Source organism: Streptomyces sp. Tek67B01 (genome assembly GCF_055231995.1).
The window spans coordinates 2,992,825-3,016,978 of sequence record NZ_JBUYUY010000001.1 but is presented as its reverse complement, the minus strand read 5'-3'; the positions used below and the strand labels follow the sequence as shown (position 1 = coordinate 3,016,978).

Here is a 24,154-nt window from a genome sequence, read left to right as displayed (position 1 = left end):
TGGTCACCCTGCTGATGCCGGGGGGCGAGGGGCGTGGTTCGTTCTAGGCGGTGGCGGTCGCGGTGAGCGGCCGAGGATCGCAACGAGAGGACTGAACCGCTCCCATGCCGAAGATTCTGAAGTTCGATGAGGACGCCCGTCGCGCCCTTGAGCGCGGTGTGAACAAGCTTGCCGACACGGTGAAGGTGACGATCGGCCCCAAGGGCCGCAACGTCGTCATCGACAAGAAGTTCGGCGCCCCCACCATCACCAACGACGGTGTCACCATCGCCCGCGAGGTCGAGCTGGACGACCCGTACGAGAACCTGGGCGCGCAGCTCGTGAAGGAGGTGGCGACCAAGACCAACGACATCGCGGGTGACGGCACCACCACCGCCACCGTGCTGGCCCAGGCGCTGGTCCGCGAGGGTCTGCGCAACGTCGCCGCCGGCGCCTCCCCGGCCGCCCTCAAGAAGGGCATCGACGCCGCCGTCAAGGCCGTGTCGCAGGAGCTCCTCGCGACCGCCCGCCCGATCGAGGACAAGTCCGACATCGCCGCCGTGGCCGCGCTCTCCGCGCAGGACCAGCAGGTCGGCGAGCTCATCGCCGAGGCGATGGACAAGGTCGGCAAGGACGGTGTCATCACCGTCGAGGAGTCCAACACCTTCGGCCTGGAGCTGGAGTTCACCGAGGGCATGGCCTTCGACAAGGGCTACCTCTCGCCGTACATGGTCTCCGACCAGGAGCGTATGGAGGCCGTCCTCGACGACCCGTACATCCTGATCCACCAGGGCAAGATCTCCTCCATCCAGGACCTCCTGCCGCTGCTGGAGAAGGTCATCCAGGCCGGCGCCTCGAAGCCGCTGCTGATCATCGCCGAGGACGTCGAGGGCGAGGCCCTGTCGACCCTGGTCGTCAACAAGATCCGTGGCACCTTCAACGCCGTCGCCGTCAAGGCCCCCGGCTTCGGTGACCGCCGCAAGGCGATGCTCCAGGACATGGCCACCCTCACCGGTGCCACCGTCATCGCCGAGGAGGTCGGCCTCAAGCTCGACCAGGCCGGTCTCGACGTCCTGGGTTCCGCGCGCCGCGTGACCATCACCAAGGACGACACCACCATCGTCGACGGTGGCGGCAGCTCCGACGAGGTCCTCGGCCGCGTCAACCAGATCAAGGCCGAGATCGAGTCCACGGACTCCGACTGGGACCGCGAGAAGCTGCAGGAGCGCCTGGCGAAGCTCGCCGGCGGCGTCTGCGTCATCAAGGTCGGCGCCGCCACCGAGGTGGAGCTCAAGGAGAAGAAGCACCGCCTCGAGGACGCCATCTCGGCGACCCGCGCCGCGGTCGAGGAGGGCATCGTCTCCGGCGGTGGCTCCGCGCTCGTCCACGCCGTGAAGGTGCTGGAGGGCAACCTCGGCCTCACCGGCGACGAGGCCACCGGTGTCTCCGTCGTCCGCCGCGCCGCGGTCGAGCCGCTGCGCTGGATCGCCGAGAACGCGGGCCTCGAGGGCTACGTGATCACCGCCAAGGTCGCCGAGCTCGACAAGGGCCAGGGCTTCAACGCCGCGACCGGCGAGTACGGTGACCTGGTCAAGGCCGGCGTCATCGACCCGGTCAAGGTCACCCGCTCCGCGCTGGAGAACGCCGCTTCCATCGCCTCCCTGCTGCTCACGACCGAGACCCTGGTCGTCGAGAAGCCGGCCGAGGAAGAGGCCGACGCCGGTCACGGCCACGGCCACAGCCACTGACCTCGTCAGAGCTGAGCTGAACTGAGGAAGCCCCGGTTCCCGCCGCTGCGAAGCGGTGGTGACCGGGGCTTTCCCGTGCGGTGGGTCGCGCCGTGCGCACCCCGCGCGGCGTCACATGCCCATGTCCTGGGTGGTGCCGCCCGAGGCCGTGCCCATGCCCGTGCCCATGCCCATGCCCATCTGCCTCATCAGGCCGGGGGCGTCGTAGTACCACCAGCCCTCCGCGATCTGGCCGTTCTCGATCCGGAAGGTGGTGCAGCCCGACATGGCGACCTCCTGGCCAGTCGAGGGCATCCCCATGAAGTCGCCCTTCTGCCGGCCGGTCCAGTTCCACAGGGTGGTGACGCAGTCGCCTTCGGCGATCTGGCGGTGCAGGTCGAAGGTGAACTCGAAGGCGTCGCGCCACATGGTCATGCTCCGGCGCAGGCCCTCGCGACCGTCGCCGGTGCCCGGCTGCCGCATCATGTCGTGTTCCGTGTAGTCGGCCGCGACGCATTCCTCCATGACGTCGAAGTTCCCCTTCTCCGCCAGCTCCTCGAAGATCCGGTTCACGAGCAGCTTGTTGAGGTACTCGTCGCGGACGACGTCCAGGTTCATGAACTTCGGCATGCCCTCGCAGAGGGCCACCATCTCCTGGAACATCCGGTCCGTCTCCGGAAGCTGAGAGTTCCTCATCGCCTCCTCGTAGGAGGGGAATTCGACGAGATCGACGTAGTGCGTCTTCGCGTCGCGGTCCCGGCCGATCATCGTGTGGGTGACCGTCCGTCGGCCGCTCGCCTGCTCCGCCCAGCGGTCGATGAGCGCGTTCATCTCCTCGAACCGCTTGGTTTCGTAATCAATCACCTGAACGAAAGTCATCGCGTCGCCTCCCGGGGTGGATGGGACACATCCAGTTTAGGGACGTTTGCCCCGGTCGGCGCGGCTCTCCGGCGGCCTACTGGGGGCCGTACTTGCGGCCCGTACGCGAGGACACCCCACCGAGGAGCCCGCGCGGCGTCAGCTTCACCACGCCCATCAACGCCTTGTACCGGGGGTCGGGGATGGAGACGGTCTTGCCGCGTGCCAGGTCGGCCAGCGCCGCCGCCACCAACTTGTCGGCGTCGAGCCACATCCAGCCCGGGATGTTGTCGGTTCCCATCCCGGCCCGCTGGTGGAACTCGGTCCGTACGAACCCCGGACACAGCGCCATCAGCCGCACCCCGCTCCCGGCCAGGTCCTTCGCCGCGCCCTGGGTGAACTGCACGACCCAGGCCTTGCTCGCCCCGTAGGTCCCGCGCGGTACGAAGGCGGCGACCGAGGCCACGTTGATCACGCCACCGCGCCCCCGCGAGCGCATCGACTCGGCCGCCGCCGAGGTCAACCGCAGCACCGCTTCGATGTGAACCTTCAACATCGTCAGCTCGTCCGCCATGGAAACCTGGAGGTAGCGGCCCTTGTTGCCGAAGCCCGCGTTGTTGACCAGCAGGTCCACCGGGTGGGTGCGGTCGTCGAGGCGCGCCTCGACCGCGGCGATGCCCTTCTCCGTGGACAGGTCGGCCGTCAGTACCTCGGCCTCGATGCCGTGCCGGTCGTGCAGTTCGGTGGCCTGCTCGCCCAGGCGTTCCGTGTCCCGCGCCACCAGCACCAGGTTGTGTCCCTGGGCGGCGAGCCGCCGGGCGAAGGCGGCGCCGATGCCCGCCGTGGATCCCGTAATCAACGCAGTCGTCATAGGCGCAACCTAGCTTTATTCGGAGCGGGGTTCGCCTACAGGCCCCGGCGTCGGCGGGCAGTCCCAAAGCGTGCCATGGGCATCTCCTGCACGCTCAAAGGAGGGCTTATGCTCGAAGGGTGATCGAGGCACGTCATCTACGGGTCCTGCGCGCCGTCGCCGGGACCGGGTCCTTTTCAGCCGCCGCCCGCGAACTGGGCTGCACCCAACCGGCCGTCTCCCAGCAGATGAAGGCGCTGGAGCAGTCGGCCGGTACCCCGCTGCTCATCCGGACCGGCCGCGAGATGCGGCTCACCCAGGCCGGCGAGGCGCTGGTCCGCCACGCCGCCGGCATCCTGGCCGGGCTGACCGCCGCCGAAGAGGAGGTCGCGGCGATCGCCGGGCTGCGCGCGGGGCGGGTCCGACTGGTGTCGTTCCCCAGCGGCAGCTCCACCCTGGTCCCCACCGCGCTGGCCGCCATGCGCGCCGAGCACCCCGGCACCCGGATCTCGCTGGTCGAGGCCGAGCCGCCGCGCTCGGTGGAGATGCTGCGCGAGGGCGACTGCGATCTGGCGCTGGCCTTCCGGTACGGGGGCTCGGCCGGGTCCGCCGCCGAGTGGGAGGACCTGGTGGTGCGGCCCCTGTTGACCGACCGGCTCGTGGGACTGGTCCCGCGGGCGCACCGGCTGGCCGGGGCCGAACGGGTGGGCATGGCCGAGCTGGCCGGGGAGCCCTGGATCGCGGGCTGCCCGCGCTGCCGCCGCCATTTGGTGGAGGTGTGCGAGGACGCGGGTTTCACCCCGCGGATCGATTTCGCGACCGACGACTACCCGGCGGTGGTCGGCCTGGTCGGGGCGGGTTTGGGGGTGGCGGTGCTGCCGGAGCTCGCGGTGGAGTCCGTACGGGCCAAGGGAGTCGCCGCCGTGGTCGTCGAACCGGCCGTCGAGCGGGAGGTCGTGGCGCTCACCCTGCCCGACCTGGCACGGGTACCGGCGGTGGCCGCGACCCTGGTGGAACTGGAGCGGGCCGCCGCGTCCATGGGGGCGTGACGGCACCGCTCCGCGAACGACACGGCCCGGGGAGGGGTGCGACACGCCCGGGCGTGCGCCGCGTCGCAGTTTCCGTGGAAGGGGTTCGGACGTCCGTCGCGGGATTTCCGGGGTGATCTTCGGATGATCCGCCTTTGGAGTGAGGAAACGTTCCTTCAAGCGGTGGGGGGAGCGCCGGTCAGTGCGGAGCGGCCGGGCCGGTCGCGCTCGACGCGGGGATCAGCCTGTGCCGGGCGCGACCCATCAGCTCCTCGCGCTCGTCTTCGGTGAGGCCGCCCCACACCCCGTAGGGCTCACGGACGGCGAGTGCGTGCGCGGCGCATTCCGCGCGCACCGGACAGCGCATGCAGACCTCTTTAGCCGAGGCCTCGCGCGCGCTCCTGGCCGCGCCCCGCTCGCCTTCCGGGTGGAAGAAGAGGGAGCTGTCGACCCCGCGGCAGGCAGCCAGTAGCTGCCAGTCCCAGAGGTCGGCGTTCGGTCCGGGGAGCCGGGAGAAATCTGCCATGGGTAGTCCTCTTGGTGCCGGTACTGAGGCGAATGGGATCCATGTCTCCACATCTACAGTCGTAGTAGATGTAAATATGACTCATTGGGAATCTAGCCTCAGACACATGGCGAACGGAAGGAAAGCCGCCAAATAGGGCATAGCTCCAGATGGAGGACGGGGGGCCCGTGGCTCCTGCGCCGTGATCGCGTCCTCACGTAGAGTGCCGAAGGTGTCCGTCCGACCCGTAACTCTTTCGAGTGACCATCGTTGAGAGTGCGAAGGCGGTTGAACCAAGAAGGTCTCGGACAGGTGTCCGGGGGCATCGACCGCACAGGTGACGATACGTACCAGCCTGGAGGCTCAAGGTGACGCGCATCAGCTGCGGAGGGCGGTCATGACTTCCGTCCTCGTCTGCGACGACTCCCCGCTTGCCCGAGAGGCGCTCCGTCGCGCGGTGGCCACCGTGCCCGGCGTCGAGCGTGTGACGACGGCTGCCAACGGCGAGGAAGTCCTCCGCCGCTGGGGTGCCGACCGCTCCGATCTCATTCTGATGGATGTCCGGATGCCGGGCCTCGGCGGTGTGGAGACGGTTCGCCGGTTGCTCTCGGCCGACCCGGGCGCCCGCATCATCATGCTGACGGTCGCCGAGGACCTGGACGGCGTGGCCCTCGCGGTCGCCGCCGGCGCCAGGGGCTACCTGCACAAGGACGCCTCGCGCGCCGAACTGCGGGCCACGGTCACCCAGGCGCTCGCCGACCCGACCTGGCGACTGGCCCCGCGCCGGCTCCGCTCGGCCGAGATGGGCGCCGCGCCCACGCTCACCGCGCGCGAGATCCAGGTGCTGGAGGGCATGAGCCACGGCCGTTCCAACGCGGAGATCGGGCGCGAGCTCTTCCTCTCCGAGGACACGGTCAAGACGCACGCCCGCAGGCTCTTCAAGAAGCTCGGCGCCTCGGACCGGGCGCACGCCGTGGCGCTGGGGTTCCGCTGGGGCCTCGTCCGCTGATCGCGGACCACCCAGAGTGTCCCGCCGTACCCGGTGCGCAAGCGGTGGTTGGCGGGGCACAATCCGGGGGACGTGTCGCTTCGGGCGCGATGCCGCATCCTTGAGGGTGTGCCGCATTTTCGAGGATGTGGCCTCAGGGACATTCGGGCCGAGCGGAGGGGAGGGCGCACACCATGAGTTCCGGCGCACCCGCTCATAACGCTTCGACGCACAACCAGGACCGCGATGCGACGAACGGTCCCGCGCCAAGGCACCATGGATCGATGCGCGACGACGAGGCCCAGGGGTCACCCGCGGCCACGAGCCCTACGGACGCCGCCAAAGGCGGCGGTGCCGGGGCTGTCGGCGCGCTCGTGCGCCGGGCGGTGGAGGGTGACGAGCAGGCCACCCATGACCTGCTCGCCTTCGTGCACCCGCTCGCCATCCGGTACTGCCGCACCCGTCTGTCGCGGCTTCCGGGTGACGCTCGTCACTTCGTGGAGGATCTCGCGCAGGAGGTCTGCGTCGCCGTCCTGATGGCGCTGCCCCGTTACCGCGACACCGGCCGCCCCTTCGAGGCGTTCGTCTTCGCCATCGCCGCGCACAAGGTCGCCGACCTGCAACGGGCCGCCATGCGCCACCCGGGGAGCACGGCTGTGCCGTCCGACGAGATGCCGGAACGGCCCGACGACTCGTTGGGACCCGAGGAGCGGGCGCTGCTCAGCAGCGACGCCGCCTGGGCGAAGAAGCTCCTGGCCAACCTCCCGGAGAACCAGCGCGAGCTGCTCGTCCTGCGGGTCGCGGTCGGGTTGACCGCCGAGGAGACCGGGCAGATGCTCGGCATGTCGCCCGGCGCCGTCCGGGTGGCGCAGCACCGGGCGCTCAGCCGGTTGCGGGCCCTCGCCGAGCAGTAGTCGCGGGCCGTCGCCCAGCAGTGGCCGAGCAGTGGTGAAGCCCTCGCCAGTGGTCGAGCCGGTGGCCGAGCGATCCGCCCTCGGTCGTAGGAACCGACGAAAGTGCCGGTTGACCTTGGTAGTGGAATGAGACGCGTCGCGATCCCGTTAGCATGGACATCCGCGCTGAGCAAGACCATTGGGAAGGTGTCATGACCGCCGACGGAGTGCCCGACAAATTCGCCACGCTCGGACTGACCTACGACGACGTCCTGCTGCTGCCGGGCGCGTCGGACATGGCGCCGGAGCAGATCGACACCTCTTCCCTCATCTCCCGCAACGTCCGGGTGAACGTCCCGCTGCTCTCCGCCGCCATGGACAAGGTCACCGAGGCCCGCATGGCCATCGCGATGGCCCGCCAGGGCGGCGTCGGCGTGCTGCACCGCAACCTGTCCATCGCGGACCAGGCCAACCAGGTCGACCTGGTCAAGCGCTCCGAGTCGGGCATGGTCACCGACCCGATCACGGTCCACCCGGACGCGACGCTGGGCGAGGCCGACCAGCTCTGCGCGAAGTTCCGCATCTCCGGCGTCCCGGTCACCGACGCGGCCGGCAAGCTGCTGGGCATCGTCACCAACCGCGACATGGCCTTCGAGTCGGACCGCAGCCGCCAGGTGCGCGAGGTCATGACCCCGATGCCGCTGGTCACGGGCAAGGTCGGCATCTCCGGCGTCGACGCCATGGAGCTCCTGCGCCGCCACAAGATCGAGAAGCTGCCGCTCGTCGACGACGCGGGCATCCTCAAGGGCCTCATCACCGTCAAGGACTTCGTCAAGGCGGAGAAGTACCCGAACGCCGCCAAGGACAAGGACGGCCGACTGCTCGTCGGCGCGGCCGTCGGCGTCGCCGGTGACGCGTACGAGCGCGCGCAGGCCCTGATCGAGGCGGGCGCCGACTTCATCGTGGTCGACACCGCCCACGGACACTCCCGCCTGGTCGGCGACATGGTCGCCAAGATCAAGTCGAACTCCGGCGTCGACGTCATCGGCGGCAACGTCGCCACCCGCGACGGCGCCCAGGCGCTCATCGACGCCGGCTGCGACGGCATCAAGGTCGGTGTCGGCCCCGGCTCCATCTGCACCACCCGCGTCGTCGCCGGCATCGGCGTCCCGCAGGTCACCGCCATCTACGAGGCCGCGCTCGCCGCGAAGGCCGCGGGCGTCCCGGTCATCGGCGACGGCGGTCTCCAGTACTCCGGTGACATCGCCAAGGCGCTCGTCGCCGGCGCCGACACCGTGATGCTCGGCTCGCTCCTCGCGGGCTGTGAGGAGTCCCCGGGCGAGCTGCTCTTCATCAACGGCAAGCAGTTCAAGTCGTACCGCGGCATGGGCTCGCTCGGCGCGATGCAGTCCCGCGGCGACCAGCGCTCCTTCTCCAAGGACCGCTACTTCCAGGAGGGCGTCGGCGGTGACGACAAGCTGATCCCCGAGGGCATCGAGGGCCAGGTCCCCTACCGCGGCCCGCTGTCGGCGGTCGTGCACCAGCTGGTCGGCGGCCTGCGCCAGTCGATGTTCTACGTCGGCGGTCGCACCGTCCCCGAGCTCCAGGACCGGGGCCGCTTCGTGCGGATCACCTCGGCGGGGCTCAAGGAGAGCCACCCGCACGACATCCAGATGACGGTCGAGGCGCCGAACTACTCCCGCAAGGGCTGATCGGTTCGAGGAAGGGGGCGGACCCGCGCACGGCGGGCCGCCCCTTCGTCATGTGTGCCCGCCCCTTCGTCACGTGCCCGTACGACGTCATGCGTCCGTACAGCGGTCACCGGAACGCGGCCCCCCGGGGTTCGGGGATACTGGACGGGCAGACCCAGAGGAAAGGCCACCACACGTGACTGAGATCGAGATCGGGCGCGGCAAGCGCGGCCGCAGGGCGTACGCGTTCGACGACATCGCCATCGTCCCGAGCCGGCGTACGCGGGACCCGAAGGAGGTCTCGATCGCCTGGCAGATCGATGCGTACCGCTTCGAGCTCCCCTTCCTGGCCGCCCCCATGGACTCGGTGGTCTCCCCGCAGACCGCGATCCGCATCGGCGAGCTCGGCGGCCTCGGCGTGCTGAACCTCGAAGGCCTGTGGACCCGCTACGAGGACCCGCAGCCGCTGCTGGACGAGATCGCGGAGCTGGACGAGACGTCCGCGACCCGCCGGCTCCAGGAGATCTACTCCGCGCCGATCCAGGCGGACCTGATCCGGCAGCGCATCAAGGAGGTGCGCGACTCCGGTGTGGTCACCGCCGCCGCGCTCTCCCCGCAGCGCACCGCCGAGTTCTCCAAGGCCGTCGTCGAGGCGGGCGTGGACATCTTCGTGATCCGTGGCACCACCGTGTCGGCGGAGCACGTCTCCGGCGCCGCCGAGCCGCTGAACCTCAAGCAGTTCATCTACGAGCTCGACGTGCCCGTCATCGTGGGCGGCTGCGCCACCTACACGGCGGCCCTGCACCTGATGCGCACCGGCGCCGCGGGCGTCCTCGTCGGCTTCGGCGGCGGCGCCGCGCACACCACGCGCAACGTGCTCGGCATCCAGGTCCCGATGGCCACCGCCGTCGCGGACGTGGCCGCGGCCCGCCGCGACTACATGGACGAGTCCGGCGGCCGGTACGTGCACGTCATCGCCGACGGTGGCGTGGGCTGGTCCGGGGACATCCCGAAGGCCGTCGCGTGCGGCGCGGACGCCGTGATGATCGGCTCCCCGCTGGCCCGCGCCACGGACGCGCCCGGCAAGGGCAACCACTGGGGCATGGAGGCCGTCCACGAGGACGTGCCGCGCGGCAAGAAGGTCGACCTCGGTACGGTCGGCACCACCGAGGAGATCCTCACCGGCCCGTCGCACACCCCGGACGGTTCGATGAACATCTTCGGCGCGCTGCGCCGCTCGATGGCCACCACCGGCTACAGCGAGCTCAAGGAGTTCCAGCGGGTCGAGGTCACGGTCGCGGACTCCCAGCACAGCCGCTGACCGCTTTCCGTACGTACGCAGGAGGGCCGGCACCCCGCTCGGGGTGCCGGCCCTCCTGCGTTGTCCCCAGGCCGCCTGGACCACCGGAGGGATCCCGGGAGGTCAGAGCCGGTGGGCGGCGCCGGGGGGGCTGGCGCCGCGGGTGTCGAGGAGCAACTGGGCCTTCACCGCGAGGCCTTGGAGGTCGTAGGTGCGGTGGTGCTGGAGCAGGATCGTCAGGTCGGCGTTGGCCGCGGCCTCGTACAGCGATTCGGCGCGGGGGACCGGCCGGTCCCGGACGCGCCAGCCCGAGATGTACGGATCGTGGTAGCTGACCAGTGCGCCGAGGTCGATGAGCCGGCTGGCGATCTCCGGGGCCGGGGAGCCCTCCTGGTCGGCGAGGTCGGGCTTGTACGTGACGCCGAGCAGCAGGACGCGGGCGCCGCGGGCGGATTTGCCGTGCTCGTTCAGCAAGGTGGCGGAGCGCTGGATGACGTACTGCGGCATCCGGGTGTTGATCTCCTGCGCCAGACCCACCATGCGCAGAGGGTGGCCCGGGGTGCGGGTGGTGTGGGGGAGGTAGGTGGGGTCCAGGGGGACGCCGTGGCCGCCGACGCCGGGGCCGGGGCGGAAGGCCTGGTACCCGTACGGCTTCGTCTCGGCGCACCGGATGACGTCCCAGAGGTCGACGCCGATGTCGTGGCAGAGGACCGCCATCTCGTTCATCAGGGCGATGTTGACGTGCCGGTAGTTGGTTTCCAGCAGTTGTACGGTCTCGGCCTCGCGCAGGCCCCGGGCGCGGACCACCTTCTCCGTGATGCGGGCGTAGAACGCGTGCGCCGACTCGGTGCAGGCGGGGGTGAGGCCGCCGATGACCTTGGGGGTGTTGGCGATGCCGTGGGTGCGGTTGCCCGGGTCGAGGCGGCTGGGGGAGTAGGCCAGGTGGAAGTCCCGGCCGGCGCGCAGTCCGGAGCCGGCTTCGAGGATCGGGAGCAGGTAGTCCTCGGTGACACCCGGATGGGCGGCGGATTCGAGGATGACGGTGGTGTGGGGCCGTAGCCGGGCGGCGAGCGTGTGGCCGGCCTCGCCGACGGCGGAGAGGTCGAGTGCCCGGTCGGCGCCGAGCTGGGTGGGGGCGCAGATGACGGCGGTGCGTACCCGGCCCAGCTCGGCGGGGTTGGTGGTGATCCGGAAGCCGGCCGCCGACATGCGGCGGATCTCGGCGGCGGTGAGGGTGGTGTCCGTGGCCGGACCGCTGTCGTAGCCGACTGTCTCGATTCCGGCGGCGACGGCCGCCTGGGCGAGGGGGAGGCCGAGGTGGCCGAGTCCGATGACGGCGAGATCTGCGGGCATGGGGGTAGCCGTCCCTTCCCTTCCCTTACATGAGCGGGCTGGGCGCGCAAGTCCGTGGATGATCCGGTCGGTGGATGATCGAAGCCGGCGCAATGTCAGACTAGGCATATATATGACAGAAATGTCGCATTCTGGGGGTTTGGCTACCGTTGTGTTGTCCACAGGCGGTGGCCGAGTCGGAACCGGCCGGTGAGAATCGTGAACGGGGATGTGTGCGGGTACGCCCGCGGCAGGCGGGTACGCCCGCATCGAGCGGGTTCGCCCGCACCAACGGGAGGCAGCCGTGAGGACAGCGACACTGGGACCGGCGCAGCGCGCCGAGGCGCTCGCCGCAATGGCCGAACGCGAACTGGACGTGCTGGTGGTCGGTGCGGGCGTGGTGGGCGCCGGAACCGCGCTCGACGCCGTGACCAGAGGCCTGTCGACCGGACTGGTGGAGGCCAGGGACTGGGCCGCGGGCACGTCGAGCAGGTCGAGCAAACTGATCCACGGCGGCCTCAGGTACCTGGAGATGCTCGACTTCGCGCTCGTGCGCGAGGCGCTGAAGGAACGCGGTCTGCTGCTGGGGCGGCTGGCCCCGCACCTGGTCAAGCCCGTCCCGTTCCTCTACCCGCTCCAGCACAAGGGCTGGGAGCGGTTCTACGCGGGCTCGGGCGTGGCCCTCTACGACGCGATGTCGGTGTCCAGCGGACACGGGCGGGGCCTGCCGACCCACCGGCATCTCACGCGAAGCCACGCGCTGCGGGTCGCGCCGGCGCTGCGCAAGGACGCGCTGGTGGGGGCCCTGCAGTACTACGACGCCCAGATGGACGACGCCCGGTACGTCACGACTCTGGTCCGGACGGCCGCCGTGTACGGGGCGCACTGCGCCAACGGGGCGAAGGTCGTCGGATTCCTGCGCGAGGGCGAGCGCGTGGTCGGCGCGCGGGTGCGGGACGTCGAGGGCGGCGGGGAGTACGAGATCCGCGCGAAGCAGATCGTCAACGCGACGGGCGTGTGGACGGACGACACCCAGGCGCTGATCGGGGAGCGCGGCCAGTTCCACGTCCGGGCGTCGAAGGGCATCCATCTGGTCGTACCGAAGGACCGGATCAACTCGTCCACCGGGCTGATCCTGCGGACCGAGAAGTCCGTACTGTTCGTCATCCCGTGGGGCCGGCACTGGATCGTGGGGACCACGGACACCGACTGGGACCTCGACAAGGCGCATCCGGCGGCGTCGAGCGCCGACATCGACTACCTGCTGGAGCACGTGAACTCGGTGCTGGCGGTGCCGCTGACGCGGGACGACGTCGAGGGCGTGTACGCGGGCCTGCGGCCCCTGCTGGCGGGCGAGTCCGACGCGACGAGCAAGCTCTCGCGCGAACACACGGTCGCGCACCCGGTGCCGGGGCTGGTGGTGGTCGCGGGCGGCAAGTACACGACGTACCGGGTGATGGCGAAGGACGCGGTGGACGAGGCCGTGCACGGCTTGGACCAGCGGGTGGCGGAGTGCGTGACCGAGGACGTGCCGCTGGTGGGCGCGGAGGGATATCGGGCGCTGTGGAACGGGCGAGCGGGCATCGCCGGGCGGACGGGCCTGCACGTGGTGCGGGTGGAGCACCTGTTGAACCGGTACGGCTCGCTGACGGAGGAGTTGCTCGACCTGATCGAGGCCGATCCCGGGTTGGGGGAGCCGTTGTCGGGTGCGGACGACTATCTGCGGGCAGAAGTGGTGTACGCCGCCTCGCACGAGGGGGCGCGGCACCTGGAGGACGTGCTGACGCGACGGACACGGATCTCGATCGAGACGTTCGACCGGGGGACGCGATCGGCGCGGGAGTGCGCGGAATTGATGGCTCCGGTTCTGGGATGGGACGAGCAGCAGATCGCGAAGGAGATCGAGCACTACGAGAAGAGGGTGGAGGCCGAGCGGGAATCGCAGCGTCAGCCTGACGATCAGACGGCGGACGCGGCACGGCTCGGGGCGCCCGACATCGTTCCGTTGTAACTCCGGGATGTGGGAGGGGGAACCGCGGACCCGGGGCGTCCGTCCGTTGCGGAGTGAGCAACAATGAGGTTTCTGCCGGGGCGCTTTACCGTGCCCCCCGGCGGCTGCCGGGGCAGCCGGGGCAGGCTGCACGATCGCAGAGGGGACGCATGTCGAAGCCGGAACACACCGAATCGCCTGCCGATGGCGTTGCCGCCGGGGACGCTGCCGCCGGGGATGCTGCCGCTGCGAATCGGGGTGCTGCCGAGGCGGAGTCCGAAGCGACGGCAGGCTCGGGCAGGGCGAAGCCCCTGAAGACGGTCCCCGCGGCGCGCAGGCCCGGGCCGGAGGAATCGGGTTTGGCACAGGCGGCTGACGGCGAGTCGGCGAGCCCGGAGCCCGCCGACGGGAAGTCCGGCGCCGAGCCCGCCGACGGGAAGTCCGGCGCCGAGTCGGCCGACGGGAAGTCCGGCGCCGAGTCGGCCGACGGGAAGTCCGGCGCCGAGCCCCTTGGTGGGAAGCCCGGCGTCGAACCCGCCGACGGGAAGCCGCAAGAGGGCGCTTCTGTCGGGGTGAAGGCGGAGGCCGGCCCGGGCAAGGCCGCCCGGGACGGGGCGCGGCCGGGCAAGGCCGTGCCCGTGGAGGCCGTGGAAGCGGAGCCCGTGAAGGCGGTTGGCGCCGAGTCGAAGGACGCGAAGGCGGACTTGGGCAAGGCCGCGCCCGTGGACGCAGGTGCCGTGAAGCCGGCGTCGGGCGACGCGGAGCCCGGGAAGGCGGCTGACGCCGCGCCGCGGGGTACTAAGGCAGGCCCGGGCGAGGCGGCCCGGGACGAGGGGCGGCAGGGCAAGGCGGTGCCCGGGAAGGCGGCTGACGGCGAGTCCGCCGACGGCCGTGCGGCCGACAGCCGTGCGGACGCGGACGAGGCGAAGCGAGCGGGCCGGGACCGGGGGCGGTTGCTGGCCGGGCGGTACCGGTTGGGCGCCGTGCTCGGCAAGGGCGGGATGGGGACCGTGTGGCGCGCCGAGGACGAGGTCCTCGGCCGGACGGTCGCCGTCAAGGAACTCCGCTTCGGCAACGGGGTCGACGAGGACGAGAAGCGCCGGCTCATCACCCGTACGCTCCGCGAGGCCAAGGCCATCGCCCGCATCCGCAGTGGCGGCGCCGTCACCGTCTACGACGTCGTGGACGAGGACGCCCGGCCGTGGATCGTCATGGAGCTCATCGAGGGTCCCTCGCTGGCGGAGTTCATCCGCGAGCGCGGCGCCCTGACCCCGCGTCGGGCGGCCGAGGTGGGGCTCGCCGTGCTCGACGTGCTGAGCGCCGCCCACCGCCAGGGCATCCTGCACCGCGACGTGAAGCCGTCCAACGTGCTCATGGCCGACAACGGCCGCGTCGTCCTCACCGACTTCGGTATAGCCCAGGTGGAGGGCGACCCCTCCGTCACCTCCACCGGCATGCTCGTGGGTGCCCCCTCCTACATCTCCCCCGAACGCGCACGCGGTTACAAGCCCGGGCCGCCCGCCGACATGTGGTCGCTCGGCGGCCTGCTGTACGCCTCGGTCGAGGGCGTGCCCCCGTACGACAAGGGCTCCGCGCTCGCCACCCTCACCGCCGTGATGACCGAACAGGTGGACCCGCCGAAGAACGCCGGGCCGCTCACCGAGGTGATCTACGGCCTGCTGGTCAAGGACCCCGCCCAGCGGCTCGACGAGGTGGGCGCGCGGGCCATGCTCACCGCCGTCATCGACGCCCCCGACCCCGAGCCCGCTTCGGAGGTGCTGCCCCCGGCGGTCGAGGAGACCCGGGCGATATCCCTGGCCGACGCCCAGGCGGCGGCGGACAAGGCGACGGCGGACAAGGCCGCCGCGGAGAAAGCGGAGAAGGCGGAGAAGGCGGCCAGGGCGGCGGAGGCCGCCGCGGCCAAGGCCGAGAAGAAGGAACGCGAGCGGCGTGAGCGGGAGCAGCGCGAACGGGCCCGCGCCGCGCTGAAGGCGGCCCGCAAGGCCGCCGCCGCCGAGGCGGCCGCGGCTTCGGCCGTCGAGGCCCCGCCGACACGGCCCGCGAAGATCGTGGCGCCGCTGACCGACGTGATGGCGCCCCGCACCATAGCCCTGGCGATAGCCGGGCTGGTGGTCGTGCTCGCGTTGGTCGGCTCGTTGATCGCCTACGCCTTCAGCGATGACGACGCGTCCGCCCACAAGAACGAGGGCAAGGGCGGCCCGCAACCGTCCGCCTCCCGGACCCCGAGCCCCCGCGCGTCGGCGGGCGGTTCGACGGCCGCCGGCCCGACCCCGACCCCGAGCACCACCCCGGGAGGCGCGGCGAGCAACCCGGCGACCAATCCCGGTCAGGGCCAGGGGCAGGGCCAGAACCAGGGTCAGGGGGCCACTCCGGGATCGCCGGGCGGCGCACTGCCCGCGGGCTACGCCCAGGTGACGGACCTGCGGTTCCACTTCTCCATGGCCATGCCCGAGGGGTTCCACCAGACCGGCACCGCCGGCGAGGACTCCGGCGGGATCTTCAGCCGCAACGGTGGTCTCCCCAGCGTCCAGGTCGACTTCAACAAGAGCCCGGGCAAGGACGCCCGCCTCGCCTGGGTCGAGCTGGCCCCGGCCGTCGCGGGCAGCAGCAACAACTACCATCAGATCCGGATCGACACCACCGACTACCGCGGCTACCCGACCGTCGCCGACTGGGAGTTCGAGCGGGATCAGCAGGGCACCCGGGTCCGGGTGCTCAACCGCGGCTTCAGGGCCGACGCCAAACACGGCTACGCCATCATGATCACCTGCGCCTCCGACCAGTGGGACGGCCCGGAGTGCACGCAGCTGCGCGACACGGCGTTCCAGACCTTCCAGATCCTGGGCTGACCGCCCGACAGCCCCCGACCGGGGGCGGGCCTCGCCGGGCCCGGGACGCGGGCGCCCCCGGCGACGTATCGTGTCCGCGGGGACCAAAGGGGACCCGGCGCACTCGGGGGAGGCGGAGTGGAGGACTACGCGGGGCGGATCCTGGCGGACCGCTACCGTCTGCCGCTGCCGCCGTCGGACGAGTACGAACTGGTCGAGACGCGCGCGTTCGACACGCGCAGCGGTCAGGAAGTCCTGGTACGGCAGGTGCCGTTGCCGGAGGTCGTGGACGCGGAACTGCTCGACGGTACGCGCGGGCCGGTGAGCGGGCGGCGCCCGTCCGGGGAACTTCCCGCGGTGCGCCGGGCGATCGCCGCGGCGCAGGCGGCGGCGTCGGTGCCGGACCATCCGAGGCTGGACCAGGTCTTCGACGTGTTCGCCGAGGGCGGGTCGCTGTGGATAGTGAGCGAACTGGTCCCGGCGAGGCCGCTGGCGGCGCTGATCGCCGATGAGCCGCTGAGCCCCTACCGGGCGGCGGAGGTGGCCTCCGACGTGCTGACCGCGCTGCGGGTGCTGCACGCCCACGGTTGGACCCACCGGAACATCACCGTCCGGACCGTCTTGATATGCGAGGACGGGCGGGTCGTCCTGACGGGTCTGGCGGCGGGCGCCGCCGAGGAGGCCCTGTGCGGGTACGACCCGGTGCCCGAGGCTTCCGACGGCGGCGCCGTCGCCGGCGGTGACGGTGGCGCCGGTGATGGTGACGCCGCGGCCTGGGACACGCGGGACACCGGGCCGCGCGGCGACGAGCCGTACCGCCCCGAGGTCGACTCCTACGCGACCGGTCACCAGACGGAGCCGTACGCGCCCGAGTCGGAGTCGTACGCGGCGGAACCCGATTCGGAGTCGTACGCCCCCGAAGGGGAGCCGTATACGCCCGTCTACGCACCGCTGGTCGCGCCGGGGTACGACACCGGGCCCCGGTACACCGACCACATCCGCCCGGACGGGGGCTCCGAGGGCCCGTCGCAGGACGGGCCCGATCGGCAGGCCGCCGCCCGAGCCGGGACCATCGCCGCCTACCGGGCCGGGGCACGGGCCGCCGCCGCCCGGGTCGTCGAGGAGCGCCGGGCAGCCGACGCGGCCCTGCCGGAGGGGCTGCCGGAAGGCCGCCCCGAAGCGCTGCCCGGGGGGCCCAACGGGGGCTCCAACCTGCCGCAGGGGTACGCGTACCCGTACGGCGGCCCGGACGACGACGCCGCCGCGCCCTGGCACGGTGCCACTCCGCGCCGCCGCCCCGACGCGGGGTCCGAGCGCGCGACCGAGCCGCAGGCGGCCCCCGTCGCCCTGCCCCCGGACCGGTCCGTCCTGCCCGCGCAACTCGCCCTGCCCCAGGGTTACCACCAGGCCGAGGCGCCCGACGCCGCGCCGGAGGCCGCCGCACCGGAGCCCGCCATGCCGCCCGCGCCCACTGCCGGCTGGGCCGGCGGCCCGCGCACCGGCCTCGACGCCGAGCGCGCGCGACAGACCCGGATGGCCGTCGTCGGCGCCGTCACCGAACGGTGGGCGCCCGAACAGGCCGGTCCCGTGCACGGCCACTGGCAACTGGCCCCGCCCGTCGGCCCCGCCACCGACCTGTGGGCGCTCGGCGCGCTGCTGTACCGCGCCGTGCAGGGGCACGCCCCCTACCCCGAGGACAGCGTCGCCGAACTGGTCGAGATGGTGTGTGCGGAGCCGCCCGCCTTCGCCGAGGAGTGCGGACCGCTGCGCCCGATCGTGGAGTCGCTGCTTCGCCAGGACCCCACCGAGCGGCCCGACTTCGAGGAGCTCCGCGGCTGGCTGCGGTCCCTGATCCGCTCCGCGCCCGAGCCGGACGCCGGTTTCGGGATGCTGCCGATGCCCGAACCCGACCCGGCGCGGCTGCCCGTCGTACGCAGGCGCGGTGAGCTGCACGGCCGCCACCGCAGCGCGGACACCACCCGCGCCCCGCGCTCCCTGGGGCGGACCCTGCTGGTCGCGATCCTCGCGGTCCTCGCCGCGGCGGTGGCGTACGCGGTGCTGTTCATGCCCCGCTCCGCCGATCCCGCGACGACGAAGCCCCCGCGGGCCGCCCCGGGCGCGCCCACGACGCCCGTGCCGAGCCAGGCCCCGCCCAAGGCGAGCGCCGGGACGCCGTCGGGCAGCCCCGAGTCCAAGCCGGCGCCGCAGACCACGGCCCCGGCGCCGCCCGGTTACACGACGCAGCAGGACCCGGAGCACTTCGAGATCACCGTCCCCCAGGGCTGGGAGCGCCGCGGCATCAACGAGGCGGGCCAGGTCCGGTACACCGACGGTCAGTTCACCCTGACCGTCGTGCCGGGCCGGGACAAGGTGGAGGGCAGCCCCGACCCGGCGACGTACCAGAAGGACAAGGAGCCGGAACTGTCCCCGTACCGCTCCTCCACCTGGGCGAGCGGCGGTGACGTGAAGACGACGAAGGTCGGCAACCAGTTGCGGGCAACCGGCCGGTACACGTGGATCGATTCCGCCGGCCGGTCCGTCGTCGCGCGCAATTTCGTCGTCGCGCTCGGAGGCAGTTACCACGTACTGCTGGTGACGGGTCCGCAGGACGAAGAGGGCAAGGTGACCGAGGTCTTCGACAAGGCCACGGCCAGTTACCGAACCGGGGGTTGACGGCGGGTTGACGGACAGTCAGTACGGCGATTCCGTCACAGTGCTGTCTCACGGCCCCCGCGCGGTGGGAGCATCGCCCGGGGCTCCGTAATCTGGCCCGAAGTGCACAGAGTGGCGGGGTTTCGTGGAACAGCAGACAGGCGCGGGCGCGGTGCTCGCGAGCCGGTACCGGCTCGTCGAGCCGATCGGCAGCGGCGGCATGGGCAAGGTGTGGCGCGCGCACGACGAGTTGCTGCACCGGACCGTGGCCGTCAAGGAACTGACGGCGGGTCTGTACGTGGCGCAGGCGGACCGGGACGTCCTGCACGCCCGGACGCAGAAGGAGGCCCGGGCCGCCGCCCGGATCCAGCATCCGGCGGTGGTCACCGTCCACGACGTGCTGGAGCACGACGACCGGCCCTGGATCGTCATGGAGTACATCGACGGTCCCTCGCTGGCCGAGGCCGCCAAGGCGGCGGGCCGGATCGAGCCCCGTGAGGCGGCCAGGATCGGGCTGCACGTCCTGGGCGCCCTGCGCGCGGCGCACGCGGTCGGCGTCCTGCACCGGGACGTCAAACCGGGCAACGTACTGCTCGCCAAGGACGGCCGGGTCCTGCTCACCGATTTCGGGATCGCGGCGATCGAGGGCGACACCTCGATCACGCGCACCGGCGAACTGGTCGGCTCCATCGACTACCTGGCCCCCGAACGGGTCACGGGAGGGGCGCCCGACCCGGCCTCCGACCTGTGGTCGCTGGGCGCCACCCTCTACACCGCCGTGGAGGCCCGCTCGCCCTTCCGCCGCACCTCGCCGATCTCCAGCCTCCAGGCCGTGGTCAACGACGAGCCGCCCGCGCCGCGCCAGTCCGGCGCGCTGGGGCCCGTCATCACCGCCCTGCTGCGCAAGGACCCCGCCGAGCGGCCGTCGGCGCAGGAGGCCGAGCGGATGCTGCTGGAGGCGATGGAGGGCCGGGAGCCGAGGTCGGCCCATGCGTACGTGCCCACCCGCGCGGTGACCCCCGACGAGCTGGGCCCCGCGCAGGAGGCGCGGGCGGCCCGCGCGGACGCGACGGCGCCCGAGGCGCGGACGGCGCACCTCACCGAACAGCCGCCGCCCGGTCCGGGAACTTCGCCCGGTCCGGGTGCGTCGCCCGGCAATCCGGCGGGGGGCCGTATCCGACGCGCCGCGATCGTCGCCCTCGTGGCGGCACTGATCGGCGGTGGCGGGGTCTTCGGCGTGCTCAAGCTCACGCAGGACACCGACGGGGGCGGCGGCTCCGACAAGAACGCGAGCGCGCCGGACGGGGAGCAGGACGTCGACAACGATGCCGTCGCCCCGCCGTCCGGTTGGAAGAAGGTCGTCGACCCGGCCGGTTTCTCGCTCTTCGTCCCGAACGACTGGTCGCGCCGGATGGACGGCGACCAGATCGACTACACGCCGGACGGGGGCAGGCACTTCATCCGGATCGCCCTCGACAAGACCCCGGACTACGAGAACCCGTACACGCACCTGCTCGACCTGGAGAAGCAGCTGCGCGAGCGGACCGACTACAAGCGCCACGACCTGCACGGGAACACCTTCCGGGACACCACCCGGGCTGCCCTGTGGGACTTCAGCTGGACCGAGAAGGGCGCGCAGGCCGGGCCGCGCAGGGCGATCGAGCAGATGTACGTCACGCCTGACAACGCCGAGTACGCGGTGTACATGTCGGGGCCGGCGTCCGACTGGGCGACGACCCGGCAGCAGTTCGACACGGTGCTCAGCGGCTGGCAGCCCGCCCCCAAGGCGGGCTGAACCGGCGCCGGCCGGTCATCCTGCCAGCGGACACTGGCGGAAATGGCAAAATCCGGTTACCGACGGGTACCCAAAGCCCCCGGGGGCGGCATACGCTCACCGCCATGACGGACTCGCAGGCCCCCGCCGCCCCTCTCCGCTCCGTACCGCAGCCCACCAACCCGATAGCCGCCGCCCCGGCCGGTGCCCGCACCGCGGCCGAGGTCGTGACCCCCGAACTGGTCGCCCGGCTGACCCGCGGAGTGATCGGCTCCGGTCGCACCGCCAACCACTCGCCCTTCACCGGGGCCAAGCTGGCGGACCTGCCCGAGGCCACCCCCGAGGACGTGGCGACGGCCTTCGACCGGGCGAGGGCCGCCCAGGGCGCCTGGGCGGCCGTCCCCGTACGGCGGCGCGCGGCCGTCCTGCTCCGTTTCCACGACCTCGTCCTGGAGCGGCAGGCCGAGGTGCTCGACCTCATCCAGCTGGAGACCGGCAAGGCCCGCCTGCACGCCCACGAGGAGGTCCAGGCCGTCGCCGTCGGCGCCCGCCACTACGGGCGCAAGGCCGCGTCCTACCTGCGGCCCAAGGGCCATACCGGCGCGATGCCGACGCTGACCAAGGTCACCGAGCTGCGGCAGCCGCGCGGCGTCGTCGGCCAGATCGCCCCTTGGAACTATCCCCTCGAACTGTCCGTGGGTGACGCGCTGCCCGCCTTCGTCGCGGGCAACGCCCTCGTCATGAAGCCCGACACGGAGACCGCGCTCACCGCCCTGTGGGCCCGTGACCTGCTGATCGAGGCGGGCCTGCCGGCGGAGGTGTTCCAGATCGTGCTCGGCGAGGGCCCCGTCGTCGGCCCCGAGGTGGTCCGCCACGCCGACTACGTCTCCTTCACCGGCTCCACCCGTACCGGCCGCGAGGTCGCCCAGGGCGCGGCGGCCCGTCTCGTCGGCGTCAGTCTGGAGCTCGGCGGCAAGAACGCCATGCTCGTCCTGCACGACGCCGACGTGGAGAAGGCCGCCGCGGGCGCCGTCCGCGCCTGCTTCTCCTCCGCGGGCCAGCTGTGCATCTCCATCGAGCGGCTCTACGTCCACGCCTCCGTGGCGGACGCGTTCGTCGAGCGTTTCGCCGCCCGCACGAAGGCGATGCGGCTCGGCAACTCCCTCGCGTACGGCGCCGACATGGGCTCGCTCGTCGGCGAACGCCAACTGGAGACCGTGCGACGGCACGTGGACGAGGCCGTGGCCAAGGGCGCCACGCTCGTCGCGGGCGGCGTCGCCCGCCCCGACATCGGCCCGCTCTTCTACGAGCCGACCATCCTCGACGGCGTCGACGCCCCGATGGCGGTGTGCGGGGAGGAGACCTTCGGCCCCGTCGTCTCCATCTACCGGTTCACCGACGAGGACGAGGCCGTCGCGCTGGCCAACGCTACCCCGTACGGGCTCAACTCCAGCGTCTGGACCAAGGACGCCCGCCGCGGCCACGCCGTCGCCGCGCGCCTGCGCACGGGCACCGTCAACATCAACGAGGGGTACGCGCCGGCCTACGGCAGCGCCCAGTCGCCCATGGGCGGAATGAAGGAATCCGGCCTCGGCCGCCGCCACGGCTCCGAGGGCATCCTCAAGTACACCGAGGCGCAGACCGTCGCCCACCAGCGGCTGCTGCCGATGGCTCCCTCGCTGGGCATGGACGACGAGAAGTACGCCGCGTTCATGACCCGCAGCCTCAAGATCATGAAGGCTCTCCACCTGCGCTAGCAGCACCGACCGGGAGGCACGGCAGTGTCGTACGACGACGCCCACGACCAGGACCACGACAACGGCTACGACTACGACGTCATCGTCATCGGATCGGGCTTCGGGGGGTCGGTCTCGGCACTGCGGCTCACCGAGAAGGGTTACCGGGTCGGCGTCCTGGAGGCCGGGCGCCGCTTCACCCGCGAGAGCCTGCCCCGCACGAGCTGGGACCTGCGCAACTACCTGTGGGCGCCGGCCCTCGGCTTGTACGGCATCCAGCGCATCCACCTGCTCGGGAACGTGATGGTGCTCGCGGGCGCCGGGGTGGGCGGCGGCTCCCTCAACTACGCCAACACCCTGTACGTGCCGCCCACCGCCTTCTTCGAGGACCGGCAGTGGGCGTCGATCACCGACTGGCGCGAGGAACTCGCCCCGTACTACGACCAGGCCAAGCGGATGCTCGGCGTACGGCTCAACCCGACGATGACCCCCTCCGACGTCCACCTCAAGGCCGTCGCCGAGAAGATGGGCGTCGGGGACTCCTTCCACATGGCCCCGGTCGGCGTCTTCTTCGGCGACGGCGCGGACGCCGGCGGGAACGGCAAGGTCCGGCCCGGCGAGGAGGCGCCCGACCCCTACTTCGGCGGCGCCGGCCCCGCCCGCAGGGCCTGCACCGAATGCGGCGAGTGCATGACCGGCTGCCGCCACGGCGCCAAGAACACCCTCACCGAGAACTACCTCCACCTCGCGGAACGCGCGGGCGCCGTCATCCACCCCATGACCACCGTCACCGCGCTCTCCGAACACCCGGGCGGCGGCCACCGCGTACGCACCGTCGCCACCGATGACCGGCGCCGGGGCAAGGCCAAGGTACTGCGCGCCCGGTACGTCATCGTCGCGGCGGGCACGTACGGCACCCAGACCCTGCTGCACGCGATGAAGGACCGCGGCGAACTGCCCGGCATCTCGGACCGGCTCGGTGACCTGACCCGGACCAACTCCGAGGGCCTGGTCGGCGCCCAGACCGACGACCGCCGCTACCGCAGCCGCCACGGCGGGGCCGGCCGGGCCGACTTCACCAAGGGCGTCGCGATCACCTCGTCCGTGCACCCCAACGCGGACACCCACATCGAGCCCGTCCGCTACGGCAAGGGCTCCAACGCCATGGGGTTCCTGACCATCCTCCAGGTGCCCCACCACACGCACCGGGTCCGGGCCTGGTTCGCCCGGACCGCCACCCACCCGGTGCAACTGCTGCGCTCGCTCTCCAACCGCCGCTGGTCGGAACGGACCATCATCGGCCTGGTCATGCAGTCCCTGGACAACTCCCTGACCACCCACCGCAAGCCCGCCGGCCTCGGCAAGGGCCTGCTGACGGCCCGCCAGGGCCACGGCGCCCCCAACCCGGTGCAGATAGCGGAGGCCACCGAGGCGGCGACCCTGCTGGCAGAGGAGATCAACGGCTTCCCCGGCAGCAACGTCGGCGAACTGATGGGCACCCCCCTGACCGCGCACTTCCTCGGCGGCTGCCCGATCGGCGCGACCCGCGAGGAAGGCGTCGTGGACCCCTACCACCGGCTGTACGGACATCCGGGCATTTCGGTGGTCGACGGTGCGGCGGTCTCCGCGAACCTCGGCGTCAACCCGTCGCTGACGATCACGGCGCAGGCTGAGCGGGCGATGTCGTACTGGCCCAACAAGGGCGAGCCGGACCCGCGGCCCGCGCAAGGCGCCGGATACGTCCGTCTCGCCGCGGTGGAACCGGTCGCCCCGGCCGTCCCGAAGGAGGCGTTCGGCGCGCTGCGGCTGCCGTTCCTCGCGGTGCCCGAGATTCCCGCGAGGCAAGCGGAACCCGGGAACTGACGGGACGGGGGACCCGTACGACGGCGGCGGGCACCGCGCTCCCCCTCCGAGCGCGGTGCCCGCCTTACCCACATGAGTGACCGGTGGCCGACGTAGAAGGTTGTAGCGGAATCACCGCAAGGCGGCTGTGGTGTCCATC

The 24,154-nt window shown here is 71.8% G+C and carries 16 protein-coding genes; 12 read left to right on the top strand and 4 right to left on the bottom strand.

The features are described from left to right. Positions 1-104: 104 nt before the first annotated feature. The gene (gene groL, locus ACV7NM_RS13355) at positions 105-1,727 is read left to right on the top strand and encodes a chaperonin GroEL (RefSeq protein WP_463410509.1); all 1,623 of its coding nucleotides are present in this window, start codon (positions 105-107) and stop codon (positions 1,725-1,727) included. A gap of 111 nt (positions 1,728-1,838) precedes the next feature. Here the strand turns inward: groL and ACV7NM_RS13350 are convergent, their stop codons facing one another. Continuing rightward, entirely contained in the window at positions 1,839-2,570 is a 732-nt protein-coding gene (locus ACV7NM_RS13350; protein WP_463410508.1) for an ester cyclase, read from the bottom strand. A 91-nt stretch (positions 2,571-2,661) separates the two neighbouring features. After that, the gene (locus tag ACV7NM_RS13345; protein WP_463410507.1) at positions 2,662-3,435 is read right to left on the bottom strand and encodes an SDR family NAD(P)-dependent oxidoreductase; all 774 of its coding nucleotides are present in this window, start codon (positions 3,433-3,435) and stop codon (positions 2,662-2,664) included. A gap of 119 nt (positions 3,436-3,554) precedes the next feature. Here ACV7NM_RS13345 and ACV7NM_RS13340 point away from each other — a divergent pair, with 119 nt between their 5' ends. Further along, complete coding sequence (locus ACV7NM_RS13340) at positions 3,555-4,463, top strand: LysR family transcriptional regulator (RefSeq protein WP_463410506.1); 909 nt, start codon at positions 3,555-3,557, stop codon at positions 4,461-4,463. A 178-nt stretch (positions 4,464-4,641) separates the two neighbouring features. Here ACV7NM_RS13340 and ACV7NM_RS13335 read toward each other — a convergent pair whose 3' ends face one another. Then, complete coding sequence (locus ACV7NM_RS13335; RefSeq protein ID WP_136213260.1) at positions 4,642-4,968, bottom strand: WhiB family transcriptional regulator; 327 nt, start codon at positions 4,966-4,968, stop codon at positions 4,642-4,644. Between the two features lie 376 nt (positions 4,969-5,344). On the opposite strand from ACV7NM_RS13335, the gene ACV7NM_RS13330 reads away from it, so the two are divergent. The 4 genes from ACV7NM_RS13330 (at position 5,345) to ACV7NM_RS13315 (ending at position 9,840) form a co-directional block, all read left to right on the top strand. Continuing rightward, positions 5,345-5,956 carry a response regulator transcription factor gene (locus ACV7NM_RS13330; RefSeq protein ID WP_003948568.1) on the top strand — a complete coding sequence of 204 codons (612 nt, stop codon included), beginning with the start codon at positions 5,345-5,347 and terminating at the stop codon, positions 5,954-5,956. A gap of 263 nt (positions 5,957-6,219) precedes the next feature. Then, the gene (locus ACV7NM_RS13325) at positions 6,220-6,849 is read left to right on the top strand and encodes a sigma-70 family RNA polymerase sigma factor (protein WP_463410505.1); all 630 of its coding nucleotides are present in this window, start codon (positions 6,220-6,222) and stop codon (positions 6,847-6,849) included. 191 nt (positions 6,850-7,040) lie between these two features. Next, the gene (guaB, locus tag ACV7NM_RS13320; RefSeq protein ID WP_136213262.1) at positions 7,041-8,540 is read left to right on the top strand and encodes an IMP dehydrogenase; all 1,500 of its coding nucleotides are present in this window, start codon (positions 7,041-7,043) and stop codon (positions 8,538-8,540) included. A 175-nt stretch (positions 8,541-8,715) separates the two neighbouring features. After that, on the top strand, positions 8,716-9,840 hold the full coding sequence (locus ACV7NM_RS13315) for a GuaB3 family IMP dehydrogenase-related protein (protein WP_463410504.1): 1,125 nt from the start codon (positions 8,716-8,718) through the stop codon (positions 9,838-9,840). A 102-nt stretch (positions 9,841-9,942) separates the two neighbouring features. Here the strand turns inward: ACV7NM_RS13315 and ACV7NM_RS13310 are convergent, their stop codons facing one another. Next, the gene (locus ACV7NM_RS13310) at positions 9,943-11,172 is read right to left on the bottom strand and encodes a nucleotide sugar dehydrogenase (protein ID WP_463410503.1); all 1,230 of its coding nucleotides are present in this window, start codon (positions 11,170-11,172) and stop codon (positions 9,943-9,945) included. Positions 11,173-11,455: 283 nt separating this feature from the next. Here ACV7NM_RS13310 and ACV7NM_RS13305 point away from each other — a divergent pair, with 283 nt between their 5' ends. The 6 genes from ACV7NM_RS13305 (at position 11,456) to ACV7NM_RS13280 (ending at position 24,015) form a co-directional block, all read left to right on the top strand. Beyond that, positions 11,456-13,162 carry a glycerol-3-phosphate dehydrogenase/oxidase gene (locus ACV7NM_RS13305; RefSeq protein ID WP_463410502.1) on the top strand — a complete coding sequence of 569 codons (1,707 nt, stop codon included), beginning with the start codon at positions 11,456-11,458 and terminating at the stop codon, positions 13,160-13,162. A gap of 338 nt (positions 13,163-13,500) precedes the next feature. Further along, positions 13,501-16,011, top strand: a complete 2,511-nt coding sequence (locus tag ACV7NM_RS13300; RefSeq protein WP_463410501.1) for a protein kinase domain-containing protein — start codon at positions 13,501-13,503, stop codon at positions 16,009-16,011. Between the two features lie 117 nt (positions 16,012-16,128). Next, positions 16,129-18,663: a serine/threonine-protein kinase gene (locus ACV7NM_RS13295; RefSeq protein ID WP_463410500.1), complete on the top strand. Its 2,535-nt coding sequence runs from the start codon at positions 16,129-16,131 to the stop codon at positions 18,661-18,663. Between the two features lie 124 nt (positions 18,664-18,787). Further along, entirely contained in the window at positions 18,788-20,437 is a 1,650-nt protein-coding gene (locus ACV7NM_RS13290; protein ID WP_463410499.1) for a serine/threonine-protein kinase, read from the top strand. A 104-nt stretch (positions 20,438-20,541) separates the two neighbouring features. Continuing rightward, positions 20,542-22,173 carry a succinic semialdehyde dehydrogenase gene (locus ACV7NM_RS13285; RefSeq protein ID WP_463410498.1) on the top strand — a complete coding sequence of 544 codons (1,632 nt, stop codon included), beginning with the start codon at positions 20,542-20,544 and terminating at the stop codon, positions 22,171-22,173. A gap of 24 nt (positions 22,174-22,197) precedes the next feature. Then, the gene (locus ACV7NM_RS13280; RefSeq protein ID WP_463410497.1) at positions 22,198-24,015 is read left to right on the top strand and encodes a GMC family oxidoreductase N-terminal domain-containing protein; all 1,818 of its coding nucleotides are present in this window, start codon (positions 22,198-22,200) and stop codon (positions 24,013-24,015) included. Positions 24,016-24,154: the final 139 nt, after the last annotated feature.